This is a genomic window from Trichocoleus sp. DQ-A2 (assembly GCF_039961915.1).
Taxonomy (GTDB): Bacteria; Cyanobacteriota; Cyanobacteriia; order Cyanobacteriales; family FACHB-T130; genus FACHB-T130.
On record NZ_JAMPKD010000029.1, the window covers coordinates 21,761 to 35,091 of the forward strand.

The following is a 13,331-nucleotide window of genomic DNA, read 5'->3' on the forward strand; positions in this document are numbered from 1 at the left end:
TAAATAATGAGGTTATTAGTTACTTTCGACTTGCATCAGCTTTGTTAAGAGCTGTAATAAATTGCTCTTTTTTTGTCATTTTTGTACGTCCTTCTATATTCCGTTCTTTCGCGATTGATTTTAGCTGCGAAAGTTTCATTATATCGTAGTCTGGTTTTTCAATTGGAGTCTTATCACCTTCCTTCTGTTCTACTTTTTCTGGCTGATTCAGGAGCGGTTCAATTTTTTGAACAAATTCATCAATATGTTCGCTGATCCTGCTGCTAATCAGTTGAAGTTTTCTATCTATCAAACTTTCAATTTCAGGCAATAAACTTTCAAATTGTATTACCTTATTTGATGATTCAACCGTATTTAAAGGCTGTGTGTCAGCAACTTGGGATTCATTATTAAAATCTCGATTTCTCAGGACTTTAATCTGATCCATGAGAACTTCCTCATTTTCTGATTCAATAATGAAAGCTCCAATCATTTCTCCTTTACGGGGATCTATCTCACGAGCCTTAACAGCGGCGTAGTATTCAAAGTGTCCGTTAACTACCTCATAGGATTCCCGACTGGTTCTGCGAATAACTAGAGGATTAATAATACCTTCAGCTTTTAGAATTAACTCAGCAGTCAGATTTAACTCATCCTCTGAAAATTCTGAACGAGGAACATTAGAGTTGATTTTTTTTACTCCTACGAGCGAAGTAGATAATTTCATACAGTTAGTCCTATTGCTCGCAAAACTTCTTCTGCTAGTAAATTAAATTCTTGAGCGGAGGTAGAATCCGGCTTGAAATCAAGCACCGAGATTGGATCTGGTATTTCCATGTTACCTACAATCTGAACTTTTTCGGTACACTTTGCTAGATCCTCTCTTTCATAAATAACGCTTTCCATTACGTTTAAACCATAGCGTTTGGGAATCACTTCTAAACGCCGTGGTAAGGTATATTGTACAAATCTTGAATTCGTAGATATTTTACTAGCAAGAACGCCTAATATTTCAATGGGTGGCTTATTAAAAAATTTTCTGAATTCATTATTTTTTTTAACAAATTCTTTGACATTTAATAACCCTTGATTCGCAAATGGTTTTAGATCCGAAGGAATCATTAGATAGTCGGCTGTAATTAGGGCAATTCTCGCATAAAGGTTTAATGATGGTGGTGTATCAATAATTACAACATCATATTGAGCTTCTACTACTTTCAGTTTTTGCAGGAGCATTACCTTACTGGAATCCTGTTGATTTAGCTCAGTTTCGTATTGCATTAAACTGATGTGGGAAGGCAATACATCAATTTCCGGGTTAGTATATTGAGATTTTTTAGCAACTTCGTTGATGGCGTAAAAATCTTCTGACTGCAATAAATGACGAACATTGCAATCTTTTAGATCGTCTAGTTCTTCATCATCAAATTTTGCTAAACCTGCGGCAAAGGTAGTGTTAGCTTGACTATCTAAGTCAACAATAAGGACTTTTTTGCCTTTCTTTCTGATAGCAGCGGCTAGGTTGACTACAGTTGTTGTCTTGCCTACGCCGCCTTTGTTGTGGTAAACCGCAATTATTTTCACAGTATGTTGCCTTTCTTGTTGAATAATTGGTGTGGATCTGGGTTGAGAATTAGTTAATTCAGGCTGTAAGGTTTTTTCTTCTCTCGAAGGTTCATTTTGAGCGTTTTCAAGATTAATTTTGATATGGGTTGGATCTTCAGTAGTTTTTTCGTTTAAGTTATTTCTACCAATAAGAGTTTTTATAATGTCTATTTTAGAGCTAATCTCTCTGCCGGAACAGTGAAATACTAGCTGAATATTATCCTGATTTTTTTTGTAAATTCTGAGTTCCTTGCCATTCGTTAACAATCCATATTCTACATTCAAACTCATTAAGTAGCGCTTGAGTCTGCCAGTATGTCTATTTAAGTTTTGATTGGGATGCTTTGCTTCCATTACAACGCTTAATGGCGAGTTGTCATCCAACACAAATGGGATGACTTGCGCTGCAAATGCCAAAAAGTCTAATCGAATACTGCCAACGGCAATCTCTTGATGCCAAGTTTCTGGAGTATATCCTAGCTGTGGCAGCAGATATTGAACGATGAGTTTACTTTCTACTTCACTCTCATTTCGGCAAAGCTCAGGGTTGAAGTTCAATTGTGTTCTTCCTCTCCACGGCACTCATTGAAACCTTAAACCTACCTGATTGTCCTCAGAGTGAGGTTTTTCGTATTAGGGTATTGACCGCTTCTTAAAGACATGGGTCAAGTTCCTTTTAAAGTTTAGCGTCTGCTCAACTGGCAGTGGCAAAAGTGAGTTGGATGCGATCGCTCTTTATGTATGCCGCTATCCGAAGAAACGATCGCATCCTTGCACTAAACAACAAATTAACCCCGTTTCAATAGCCCAGAGAAGCTATTCTTCAGCTTATCGATCGTTGCTTGAATCGCGTTCGGGACAGATGGCTGAGGAGGAACGGCAACTTGGATTGGCTCATCTGCATATTCAGAACCCTTGAGGCGATAGCCATATTCCAAATTGTTCTGGTTCTTGCGGAGGACGGGAAATAGACGGAAGGCTCCTTGGCGTAAGTCTTCTTGGGTGTCGAAGATGGCTTGATTAATCTTACTGGTGCGATTCACCGCTAGGGAACCGACTGGAAACCAGTTTTTTTTACCTTGGATGCGAATGTAAATATTGAATTCTGGTACTCCGTCCCCCTTCATCTTGTCGTACTGCTTGGATGCTTCCGCGCGTTTGGTGGAGCTTTTGGGAGTTTTTTTGGTTTTTTGAACTTTGCCAAATCCACTATTAGTTGTCATAGATATTGATTGGTGTTTTGCTTTATTTATAAAAGTTTACATAATTTTCAGAAATCTGGGATAGTTGATTTCAGCGCAAGTTCTGGGCAAACGCTGTAGGGTAAGAGAAGCGATCGCACGTGCCATCGCTATTCTGGAGAGATTCCGCTTTGATTGGCGATATCCGTGACGAACGGAACACCGCGATCCCAAATCGTCGCAACTCTCATATCGCGCTATTGCCTTACGACGGCGAATCCAAGATTATTATTAAGGCTGTAACAGTTGACCAGGGATTGAGTGACTGCGATTCGCTTTGTATTTAGCGGGGCGTAGGCTTGAGAGGAGCTAACAAATGGGATATGTAATTGCAACGGTAAACATGAAAGGCGGCGTCGGTAAGACGACTCTCAGTGTCAACTTGGCGACTTGTTTAGCCAAACATCATGGGAAACGGGTTCTAGTCGTCGATTTAGACACGCAAATCAGTGCTACGCTCAGCCTGATGTCCCCACAGGACTTTGGAAAGAGCCGGAAAGAGAAACGCACGTTGAGACAGCTGGTCTATAAAGCAGTTAAACCCGATCTTCCAACCAATCTTTCAATCCAAGATATTATTCAGCCTTACGTTTGTACGGTTAAAGGGCTGGATTTATTGCCGGGGGATATCGATCTCTACGATGAATTTTTAGTGTCTGAGATGCTCCATGAAAGAGCGCTAAGGGATGGCAATAGTAACTTCATTCAAGTTTGGAATGAGTTTGAAAAGCAATTAGTCAGAGGGATTTTACAGCCGATAATTAAAGATTACGACTTCATTATTCTGGACTGCGCTCCTGGCTACAATCTTTTGACTCGTAGTGGGATTGTCGCTAGTAATTTCTACTTGCTGCCAGCTAGACCAGAACCTTTATCCGTTGTAGGAATTCAACTGCTAGAAAGACGGATTAATAAGCTCAAAGAAAGTCATAATTTGGATGGCTTACTCAATCTCCGCCTGATGGGAATTGTCTTTATTATGTCAGGGAACATTCTGAGTGGAAGATATTACCAGCAAGTGATGCAGCGAGTTACTGAAGATTTTACCCCGGCTCAAATTTTCAAAACCCGCATTCCAATGGATGTAAATGTCTCTAAGGCAGTTGATAGTTTTACCCCGGTGAGTCTCAACAACCCCAATTCATCTGGCTCTAAAGCATTCCTTAAGTTAACGCAAGAGTTTTTACAGAAGTTACAAGTTTCTGGTGGTATCTACCAGGCTCCAGAAGCCAAGGTGAACTTAGCCAACCTCGATTGAAGATTCGTAATGAGCGGTTAACGGTGGATTGATTAACCTCCGATTTTTTTGGGTAGGGGCTTTTTCTGTGCCATGCCCCTACTTAATCCACGTTCCGAAGGTTCCTATCGCCCTAGGATTCTCTGCTACGGACTTGTATGGGTTTCGTGGATGCGACGCTCGTATCCTTCATACCCGCGATTCCCACTTAACTTTGTTTCATAATCTGAATAGTAGCTCTCTCCAACAACATGAATTTTGGTTTCATTTACTGGTGCTTCTGGAGATGCCTGCTAAAGTAAAAATATGAAGCTAAAAAGCTTCCCTGACAGATTCTACAGCGCGGTTCACATACGACTTGAGAGGTAAAAACGCTGTTTCATTTAACATCTGTCTCATCCAACAACAGCAGCACTCATCCAGAAGGCTGATATTTCCTAAGCTAGTGACTAGGGAGCGATGCAACTAAACTTTGTAAGTTAGTTCAACTCCACGTCGAATTGCCCATAAGAGGAAATCACTTAGCGAGTCTGGTTGGAGTGCTGTTGTTGTTTTAAAGATTTAAATTTAATGAATCCAGCATTTCCAAACAAGGAAGCAATTCAAAAGTAATGCGATCGCTTGCAACAAAATGTCTGTAGCAGGCAAATTATAAATTTTGCCTGCGTTTGTGGTTTGTGTACTCAAGCGTCGTAAATTGTTTCGTCTTCCTTACGCCACGCCGGATCGACAATGCAGATAAACACCAACGGTTCAGTTCCGCAACTGTGAATAAATTGCTTGGCATTCGGCGGAATATACACCGCATCTCCAGGTTCTACCAACTGGGTTTCATCATCAATGTGCATCTCACCAGCACCGCTAAGGATGTAGTAAACCTCGGAAGTTGTTAGCGAGTGCGGCGTCGAAGTTTGTCCCACCGGCAGAATCGCGTGAGCCAAGCTGTAACGCAATTCTACCGGCTGTTTATCTGGATGTAATAACTCCCTCAACTGAGTAGCATCACCGGCAATAAATTCTTCGCAGTCATGGAGCTTTTGAATTAGCATTCTCGATTCAGAGAGTAAAAAAACACCCGCAGTAATCTTACCCAAAAATTACGGGTTTAAAGCCCCGTCCTTCTAGGGCGATTTTTCTGTGTTTATAGCAATAAGTTGCTATAAACACAGTAGGATATTCCCATGATTGTATTAGAGTTCAAGTTAAAAGGTAGACATGAGCAGTATCGGGTCATTGACGACATGATCCGAACCGCGCAGTTTATCCGCAACAAAGCACCCGGTACTGGATGGACAATCAAGGAATTAAGCTCTCTGACCTCTACAAACAATGTGCTGTATTAGCTAAAGAGTTTGATTGGGCAGGCAAGCTTAACTCAATGGCGCGTCAAGCCTCGGCTGAACGCGCCCTGATTGCAATTCAACGTTTCTTTGCTAATTGCAAAGCGAACTCGCCTGGGAAGAAAGGATTCCCGCAGTTCAAGAAGTGTACTCGCTCTGTAGAGTATAAGACTAGCGGGTGGAAGCTTTCTTCCGATAAGAGACACTTGACTTTCACGGATGGCTTTAAAGCTGGAACGTTTAAGTTAGTCGGCTCTCGCGACCTATATTTCTACGCTTCCGAAGAGATTAAGCGAGTGCGGGTAATCCGTCGCGCTGACGGCTACTACAGCCAGTTCTGCATCAATGTAGAACGAGTAGAAGAAATCGTTCCTACGGGCAAAACGGTTGGGCTGGATGTAGGATTAGCCCATTTCTACACCGACAGCACAGGAGAAACTGTTCCAAACCCTCGCCATCTTCAAAAAAGCGAGAAAGCCCTGAAGCGCTTGCAACGAAGAGTTTCTAAGAAAAAGAAAGGATCAGCCAACCGCCGGAAAGCCATTAATCGGCTAGGAAGAAAACACCTAAAAGTCAGTAGACAGCGTAAAGACTTCGCCGTAAAAACGGCGTTGTGCGTGGTGAAATCTAGCGATTTCGTAGCCTACGAAGACTTGCAGGTGAAGAATATGGTGAAAAACCACAAGCTTGCCAAAAGCATTAGTGATGCAGCTTGGTCACAGTTCGCCCAATGGTTGCAGTATTTAGGGAAGGTGTACGGAAAAACAGTAGTTGCTGTTGCTCCTCAATATACATCCCAAGATTGTTCTAACTGCGGTGCGACAGTTAAGAAGTCGCTATCAGTCAGGACTCATGTATGTGGCTGTGGAACTGTATTAGACCGCGACCACAACGCCGCACTAAACATTTTGGCTAAAGCTTTAAGGCAAACAGGTATTGATTTAAATACGGCGGGGCACGCCGGAATTAACGCTTTCGGACAGACGGATCTCTACTCGCGGGTGGTGACATCAACGAGCAAATCGACTGGTTGAAGAAAGAATCTCGCGCGTTTACGCCGAGCAGTGTCAAATTGTGTCTTGAGAATGGAACGAAAAACCCGGAATTGGACGATAGTCAGAGCAGTTAATCGCTTCTTCAGTCTGGGCAATACTGGGTTGCACGGTACACTTGAGCCGGTAATCGCCGGTAAAATATCGGCAATTGGTACAGGGTACGCTGTGCATTTGCTTCGCTTTGGTAAAACTCGCGGAGATCGTACTAAATAAACTCCAGCCAATCAAAAGGAGCAACATCCACGCACACAAAAAGCATAGAGGTACTAAAACTGGCTGGATTGCATGAACCAGAACGTATAAAAGTTGAAACACAGGCTATTTTTTGAGGAGGAGTGAACAGAGCTACTTAAACAAAATTACTTCACTTCCTCAGAGTTCGCCTCATAATTAGGGCTTAGTTGTAAATTTTTGTAAAGATTAGTTTGCCTTGTAGAAGTGGCACTACTTTGTGCCTAAATAATTTGTGCCTACATAAATTGATAGATAGACAGTTGCAGAGCAGAAAGTTAGAATACAACTTCCTACCCAGGAAGTAATTATCTTGATTAAGGGGTCTTACGCTCTTTTGTGGTGTAAGGGGTTGTGCATTTACTGCGACGGACCAAAAAGATCGCTGGCAACCGGAACGGCAAGCGAAACAAGGCTGGAAAGCAAAACGTTCTGCCGCCGGGAAAGGCGAAGGCGAAGCACTTCTACGCAGAATCTACGCAGAATTGAAAAACTGCTCTAGGTTTTCTGCACGATCGCTTCGCTTATATAGCTGCTGCCACGCTGTTACGGTATGCACCCATGCTTATCCCTTCATCTAGCAACGACAGCACCACCTTCCCCCTAGAACTCGCCCTCTGTAGGTCAAAGCTTGAGAGCGAGCCTTCCGCGCGCTATGTGGCTGGGGAAAACGCTCTGATATCCTACGGCCTTTCAACCAAGAAAAGCTATGACTTAGGCACTCAAGGCGCATCGCTCATGCCTTTGCGAGAGCGAGACGTGACAGCCCTGGCAGTGCTATTTGAACGAGATGACAGTGAGGAAATCGAAGCAGATATTAACCACAACCTCATCTGGTTGTGGCCTGAACCTTGTTGGGATGACGAAGATTCCTTCGATTTTTTGGGCGATTATCTTCACAAATAGCGATTAGTTACGAGTGATTAGCCCTTAGCCATGAATATGTTGCCAAAGACTAATGACTCATGACCCATGACGGCTAAAAGGGGATGTCGTCGATATCTCCTTGAGGCGGTGGGGTAGAACGGCTGCCCGTTCGTGTGGGAACGCGACTGGGCGGTGTTTCCTCTGTTGGGAAGTCTCCAGACATTCCCCCATCGCTGTCATCAGCGGGTGCGGAGCTAGGACGACGCGACCCCATTGGAACGACATTGCTGGGAGGAGCCGATTCGGCTACCGAAGTGTCAAAATCTGTATCGATTGCCACTTTGTGAATCCGGGAAACCGTCAACTCGGCGCGTTTTTCTTTAAAACCTTCTTGCCGGTCAATGGTGTTCATCGTCAGGCGACCTTCAAGGATGACGCGATCGCCCTTCTTGAAACTTCCCTGAATTTCTTGCGCTAAATTGCCCCAGCCGACGACCTTCACCGTTGCCGGGGGGTCTTCCGCCCGCAGTCCAGGAAACTGTACCATCATCTCCGTAACCGCCGTTTGGGTATCCGGCGTGTAACGAAGTTGCGGTTCCCTGATAATCTCCGCCATTAAAATGCAGCTGTTCATAACTCCAAGATCCTCGCGCTGAACCGAGCGGCCTCATTCATAATAGAACAAATGTACCAAAGAAGACCCAAAAGTGGGTATGGTAACGGGTAATTGGTTATTCGCAATTCGTCATTCGTCATCAGCGAATAACCAAGGATGAAGGAGCGATCGCTCTTCACCGATTACCTAACACCCTACACCAATTGCAATTTAACTTCCTCCACACCTTCCTCTTGGTCAACAAACGATTGAACCCGACCGCGATACTCCCGTAAGGTTTCATCGACCCAATCCCGGTCATTACTATTCGCGAAGATATGCACCAACGGCTCACCCGCATCGGGCAACACTAGCACCCAGCTATCATCCTGGTAGTTGCAAATCTTCACTCCATCCACTAATTCCAGATGTTCGGCTGGGTGGGTTTCTACTAAATGGCGCATCAAGGCTCCTTTTGCCGTCCAGGGGCAGCGCACCGTGTAACTCTTGTGGTAAACCCGGGGGAGATCGGCGCGGATCGCCGCCAGATTTCGCTCTTGCATCGTCAGCATCTCCATCATCTTGGCAATGCAGAACATGGCATCAAACCCTGGATGCAGCTGTGGAAAAATAAAGCCCATTTCCCCACTGCCACCCAGTACTACATTCGGATTCGCTTGAGACGCTTCCATCAACGCCGTGGGATTTGCCTTCGTGCGAATCACCTTAGCATCGTGGCGACGGGCAATCTGTTCTACCGCACTGCTGCTATGCACCGGCACCACCACCGTTCCTCTGGGATGAGCGGTGAGAATCATGTTAACCATCAGCGCCGTCAACATTTCACCGCGAATCGGCGTACCCGATTCATCCACCAAAATTAACTGTTCTCCGTTGGCTGATACCTGGACGCCAAAATTTGCTTTTAGCGCTTCTACCACATGACCCAGCTGATTAAGCAACGCTTCTCGTTCTGCCGCAGCCAGTCCCGTTTGATTCAAGCTGGCATTCAGTACCACAGCATCACAGCCAAATTTTGCCAACAGTTGTGGCAGGATGGCTCCTGAAACTGCATAAACGTAGTCAATGACTACCTTCGAGCCTGAATTGCGAATTGCCCCCGTATTGAGATGGTTCTCAAACGCCGTGCTGTAAACATCTAGCACCTGGCTGGGGTAGGCGACATTTCCAGTTTCTTGAATCTGGACTCGCCGCAAGTCTTCCTTAAAATAAGCTCCCTCAATTTTTTTCTCTTGGGATTTCGAGATATTGATGCCCTTGCGATCGAAAAATTCGATCAAAATGTGGTCGGGTCGATCTGGATGCACCCGCACGTGGATACCTCCGGCAACCGAGTAAGTGGGAATGACGGTGCGGGAAATTGGGATTGCCGTTGCTTCCAGGTTTTGGACGTGGATGCCCACCGACATCAAACCAGCAATCAAAGCGCGACTGACCATGCGGGAAATATTCCGTTGGTCGCGGGAGATGGTGATCTGGGAACCGGGCTTTAATGTGGAACCGTAAGCGGCACCCAGTTTGACGGCAAATTCTGGAGTGATGTCGATATTCGCTAATCCACTCACACCGCGTTGCCCAAACAAATTGCGATGAGCTGTGTGACCCCAAATCAAGTTAATGTTTAATGTCGCGCCCGATTCAATTTGTTTGCTAGGCCAAACACGTACTTGGGGCGAAACTTGCGCTTCTTCCCCAACGGTAGAGAGCGAACCCACGACGGCTCCTTCCAAAACGTGCGATCGCCTATCAACTCTGGTACCACGACCAATTACGCAAGCCCGCAGATGCGCTTCCTCGCCAATAATCGCTCCATTCCAGACAATTGGACGCTTCAAGTTTGCGTCAGCTCCAATCGTCACATTGTCACCAATTGAGGTTCCTGGTTCGATATGCACTCGTGCCCCAATCCGGCAGTTATTCCCGATCAGTGCAGGCGCTTCAATTTTGGCTGAGGGGTCGATATGAGTGTTCTGACCTATCCACAGTCCGGGAGACACTTGCTCGTAAGCAAAGTCTAATTTAACTTTTTGATGTAAGCCATCATATTGAGACTCTCGGTAAGCATCTAAATGACCTACATCGCACCAATATCCTTGGGCAACGTAGCCGTACATCGGCTCGTCTTGTTCCAATAGCAATGGGAATAAGTCTTTCGAGAAGTCAGACTCCTGATTGCTGGGGAGGTATTGCAGGACTTCTGGTTCCAGAATGTAGGTGCCGGTGTTGACAGTATCGGAGAAAATTTCGCTAGAAGAAGGCTTTTCTAAAAACCGACGAATTCTCTGTTTTTCATCTGTAATTACTACGCCAAATTCAATCGGGTTGGGAACTTGGGTTAAAATCAGGGTTGCTTTTGACTTCTGTTTTTTGTGAAATTCAATTGCCTGTGTTAAATCAAAATCGGTAATGCTGTCGCCGCTAATGACTAAAAAGGTTTCATCTAGTAACTCAGCAATGTTCTTGACGCAACCAGCCGTACCTAAAGGCTGGTCTTCTTCAATCGCATAGGTGATCTGCACTCCAAAGTCGCTGCCGTCCTGGAAGTAGTCTCGCATGACATCAGGGAGATAGTGCAGAGTGGCAATAACCTCTGTAATCTGATGCCGCTTGAGCAGATTGATAATGTGTTCTGCAATCGGTCGATTCAGAATCGGCACCATCGGTTTGGGAAGATCGCACGTCAGCGGTCTCAGCCGCGTTCCCGAACCGCCAGCCATCAGCACTGCTCGCATAAGTCCTCCTGATTCTTTGTTATGGTACGGGCGTGACCTTGATGATTTAAGTTGACCTAAGTCTTGTCTTTTAGTCTCCTATACCCTTGAAATTTAAGGTATCCCTCATAAGATTAGAGTGCAGCCTTGACTCTGGGCAAATCCTTTGAGGCTTTCATTTTAAAGCAGATGTTAAATTTAGCGGCGACTCCCTAATTATCTCGTTGATTGCTGGTATCTGCTGGCTCCTCAATCCAGAAAATTGCTTTTGTTACATCTTGAGGGTGCAGCTACAACTCAACCTCGGATAGGTTAGAACTGAATCAATGCTACTTTGCCGTGTAGCCGGAATCAATTGCGTAGTCTAGCTTACACTTGAGAGATGAAGCAGAATGTTCTAATCTTCTGGAACTGTCCAAGGTGGATGTCTCAAACAGTGTTGGAAAGATTAACAGTTGCTGGTGGCGACAAAAATGCAGTCAGTTTTAATGGGTTAATGAGGATTGTTTGAATGGGTACGTTATTAGGCTTATTATTTCTAGGGGCTTATGGATACGGCGGATGGAGATTCTGGAAGGGGTTCCGCCGAACGAATTTCAGCCAAGGTCGGCTCGTTCTGGCTCTGTTATGGCCTGCTTTGATAATTGGCAATAAATCCTATCGTCAGAACTTTAGAAAAGCACTCAAGGGATAGAAGAAGGATAAAGGGTGAGGGATGAATCAGAAACAATGAATTCTTCATCCTTTGAGCAACGCCTGTGGCTAATTGGGGGCACTCAGGAGAGTGCTGAGTTAGCAAAAGCGATCGCTCGTTTTCATCTACCCTGCATTGTTACTGTCACCACAGAAGCCGCTAGAACGCTGTATCCATCAATACCCTCCTTGCAAGTTTGGGTGGGCTATCTGGATGCAGCACAGTTGGATTGGTTTTTAAAAGAGCAGGGAATTGTGGCGATTTTGGATGCGTCTCATCCCTATGCGGCGGAGATTTCTAAGATAGCGATCGCAACTGCCCAAAAGGAACAGATTCCCTATCTCCGCTACGAGCGTCCGGTTATTGATGCAAGCTTACAGAAGCAGCTGGTAATAGAGCTAGATAGTTTCGACACGCTTTTATCTGGAGACTACCTACAAGGGCAACGGGTGCTACTGACAATTGGTTATCGAAGCTTGTCCCGGTTCCGTCCTTGGCAAGAAAAGTCTACTTTATTTGCCCGAATTCTTCCTTCCGTAACAGCGCTGGAAGCAGCTTTACAATCAGGGTTTGCACCCGATAAACTGATTGCGATTCGCCCTCCTATCTCTACTGAATTGGAAACGGCACTTTGGCGTCAGTGGGACATTTCCCTGGTGGTTACGAAAGCATCGGGAACTGCTGGGGGAGAAGATATCAAGCGCAGAGTTTCCGCAGAGTTAGGCATTCCTTTAGTTGCGATCGCTCGTCCAGAAGTTGCGTATCCTCAGCAAACCAGCGACTTGAAAACAGCGCTAGAGTTTTGCCAAGACATCTTTCGTCGAGTTTAGTCCGCCACAATCTTACCGAGCGTGAATCAAGCGACAATTAAAGAATGCTAGAACTACACTGCCACACCACTTACTCAGACGGCACCCTCACACCCAGCGAACTGGTGAACGCGGCGATGAGTGCCGGAGTCCGCGCCCTTGCCATTACCGATCACGATACGATGAATGGCTGGGATGAGGCGTTTGCTGCTGCCAAACTGCATAACCTGGAAATTGTCCCCGGATTGGAACTCAGCACCGTTCACAACCATTGTTCCTTACATATTTTGGGCTTTTACCCAGATGCACAGAAGCTGCGAGAACCTTTGGGCGATCGCCTAGAAGGACGGAAACGGCGATCGCAACAAATGATCGCTAAACTGGCAGAATTAGGCTACCCGGTTCAGTTACCTGAATTCGGTGTAGGCATGGCACCAGGGCGTCCTCATATTGCTACTGCCCTCGTGAAAGCCGGTTATTTTCAGTCATCGCGGGAAGCTTTTGATCGCCTGCTGGGTGATGATAAACCGGCTTATGTGCATTACGAGAAATTCTCGATTGTTGAAGGGATTGCCATGTTACGTTCTTGCGGTGCCGTGCCTGTGTGGGCGCATCCCTACCTGTTCCGAGGCGGTAATGTTGCGGAAGTGCTGAAAGAATTGGTTGCTGCTGGGTTAATGGGCGTTGAGGTTTATCATCCCAACCACAGCGCCAAAGAAATTCAAAATCTCAAAAAGTTGTGTGCTGAATATGGCTTACTGATGACAGGCGGCAGCGATTATCATGGCCCCAGTCCCGATCCAAAAACTCCAGATCGCAGTACGCTGAATATGCTTCAGGTACCGTTAGATTTGCTTGAACCCATCAAACAAGCGGCGGCAAGTTTACGTTAATTTCTAATCGCTAATGTCACCCGAAACAATTAGCGATTACCCATTCCTTATTA

At 45.3% G+C, this 13,331-nt stretch carries 12 protein-coding genes and 1 pseudogene; 6 read left to right on the forward strand and 7 right to left on the reverse strand.

Annotated elements, in window-relative coordinates; all coding sequences use genetic code 11:
• Positions 1-19: 19 nt before the first annotated feature.
• The 3 genes from NC997_RS23240 to NC997_RS23250 form a co-directional block, all read right to left on the reverse strand.
• On the reverse strand, positions 20-706 hold the full coding sequence (locus NC997_RS23240; protein WP_190527627.1) for a Rho termination factor N-terminal domain-containing protein: 687 nt from the start codon (positions 704-706) through the stop codon (positions 20-22).
• Positions 703-2,142 carry an AAA family ATPase gene (locus tag NC997_RS23245; RefSeq protein ID WP_190527630.1) on the reverse strand — a complete coding sequence of 480 codons (1,440 nt, stop codon included), beginning with the start codon at positions 2,140-2,142 and terminating at the stop codon, positions 703-705. Before NC997_RS23245 ends, NC997_RS23240 begins: the two co-directional genes overlap by 4 nt.
• Before the next feature lie 230 nt (positions 2,143-2,372).
• Positions 2,373-2,807 (reverse strand): HHL1-like protein, encoded by a 435-nt coding sequence (locus NC997_RS23250; protein ID WP_190527632.1) that lies wholly within the window; start codon positions 2,805-2,807, stop codon positions 2,373-2,375.
• A 119-nt stretch (positions 2,808-2,926) separates the two neighbouring features.
• Between NC997_RS23250 and NC997_RS23255 the strand changes: the two genes are divergently transcribed.
• Together NC997_RS23255 and NC997_RS23260 are read left to right on the forward strand one after the other, a co-directional pair.
• Entirely contained in the window at positions 2,927-3,112 is a 186-nt protein-coding gene (locus tag NC997_RS23255; protein WP_190412091.1) for a hypothetical protein, read from the forward strand.
• Between the two features lie 29 nt (positions 3,113-3,141).
• Positions 3,142-4,083, forward strand: coding sequence for a ParA family protein (locus NC997_RS23260; protein WP_190412090.1), 942 nt, complete (start codon positions 3,142-3,144; stop codon positions 4,081-4,083).
• A 662-nt stretch (positions 4,084-4,745) separates the two neighbouring features.
• On the opposite strand, the gene NC997_RS23265 is transcribed toward NC997_RS23260, so the two are convergent.
• On the reverse strand, positions 4,746-5,111 hold the full coding sequence (locus NC997_RS23265; protein WP_190527634.1) for a cupin domain-containing protein: 366 nt from the start codon (positions 5,109-5,111) through the stop codon (positions 4,746-4,748).
• A gap of 132 nt (positions 5,112-5,243) precedes the next feature.
• Here NC997_RS23265 and NC997_RS23270 point away from each other — a divergent pair.
• A pseudogene (locus tag NC997_RS23270) lies at positions 5,244-6,436 on the forward strand (transposase).
• A 33-nt stretch (positions 6,437-6,469) separates the two neighbouring features.
• Here the strand turns inward: NC997_RS23270 and NC997_RS23275 are convergent.
• On the reverse strand, positions 6,470-6,628 hold the full coding sequence (locus tag NC997_RS23275) for a hypothetical protein (protein WP_339380631.1): 159 nt from the start codon (positions 6,626-6,628) through the stop codon (positions 6,470-6,472).
• Between the two features lie 621 nt (positions 6,629-7,249).
• Here NC997_RS23275 and NC997_RS23280 point away from each other — a divergent pair.
• Positions 7,250-7,594 carry a hypothetical protein gene (locus NC997_RS23280; RefSeq protein ID WP_190412125.1) on the forward strand — a complete coding sequence of 115 codons (345 nt, stop codon included), beginning with the start codon at positions 7,250-7,252 and terminating at the stop codon, positions 7,592-7,594.
• 73 nt (positions 7,595-7,667) lie between these two features.
• On the opposite strand, the gene NC997_RS23285 is transcribed toward NC997_RS23280, so the two are convergent.
• Both NC997_RS23285 and NC997_RS23290 read right to left on the reverse strand, forming a co-directional pair.
• Positions 7,668-8,189 carry a single-stranded DNA-binding protein gene (locus NC997_RS23285; protein ID WP_190438744.1) on the reverse strand — a complete coding sequence of 174 codons (522 nt, stop codon included), beginning with the start codon at positions 8,187-8,189 and terminating at the stop codon, positions 7,668-7,670.
• Positions 8,190-8,365: 176 nt separating this feature from the next.
• Positions 8,366-10,903 carry a mannose-1-phosphate guanyltransferase gene (locus NC997_RS23290; protein ID WP_190412085.1) on the reverse strand — a complete coding sequence of 846 codons (2,538 nt, stop codon included), beginning with the start codon at positions 10,901-10,903 and terminating at the stop codon, positions 8,366-8,368.
• A gap of 708 nt (positions 10,904-11,611) precedes the next feature.
• Between NC997_RS23290 and NC997_RS23295 the strand changes: the two genes are divergently transcribed.
• A complete protein-coding gene (locus tag NC997_RS23295; protein ID WP_190527636.1) occupies positions 11,612-12,406 on the forward strand; it encodes a cobalt-precorrin-6A reductase in 795 nt (264 codons plus the stop codon).
• Between the two features lie 44 nt (positions 12,407-12,450).
• Positions 12,451-13,278: a PHP domain-containing protein gene (locus tag NC997_RS23300; RefSeq protein ID WP_190527638.1), complete on the forward strand. Its 828-nt coding sequence runs from the start codon at positions 12,451-12,453 to the stop codon at positions 13,276-13,278.
• Positions 13,279-13,331 lie beyond the last annotated feature (53 nt).

What these genes read in the sequence shown, in the direction of transcription:
- NC997_RS23240 (WP_190527627.1), bottom strand. Translation starts at nt 706, where the DNA reads ATGAAATTATCTACTTCGCTCGTAGGAGTAAAAAAAATCAACTCTAAT.
- NC997_RS23250 (WP_190527632.1), bottom strand. Translation starts at nt 2,807, where the DNA reads ATGACAACTAATAGTGGATTTGGCAAAGTTCAAAAAACCAAAAAAACT.
- NC997_RS23260 (WP_190412090.1), top strand. Translation starts at nt 3,142, where the DNA reads ATGGGATATGTAATTGCAACGGTAAACATGAAAGGCGGCGTCGGTAAG.
- NC997_RS23265 (WP_190527634.1), bottom strand. Translation starts at nt 5,111, where the DNA reads ATGCTAATTCAAAAGCTCCATGACTGCGAAGAATTTATTGCCGGTGAT.
- NC997_RS23275 (WP_339380631.1), bottom strand. Translation starts at nt 6,628, where the DNA reads ATGCACAGCGTACCCTGTACCAATTGCCGATATTTTACCGGCGATTAC.
- NC997_RS23280 (WP_190412125.1), top strand. Translation starts at nt 7,250, where the DNA reads ATGCTTATCCCTTCATCTAGCAACGACAGCACCACCTTCCCCCTAGAA.
- NC997_RS23285 (WP_190438744.1), bottom strand. Translation starts at nt 8,189, where the DNA reads ATGAACAGCTGCATTTTAATGGCGGAGATTATCAGGGAACCGCAACTT.
- NC997_RS23290 (WP_190412085.1), bottom strand. Translation starts at nt 10,903, where the DNA reads ATGCGAGCAGTGCTGATGGCTGGCGGTTCGGGAACGCGGCTGAGACCG.
- NC997_RS23295 (WP_190527636.1), top strand. Translation starts at nt 11,612, where the DNA reads ATGAATTCTTCATCCTTTGAGCAACGCCTGTGGCTAATTGGGGGCACT.
- NC997_RS23300 (WP_190527638.1), top strand. Translation starts at nt 12,451, where the DNA reads ATGCTAGAACTACACTGCCACACCACTTACTCAGACGGCACCCTCACA.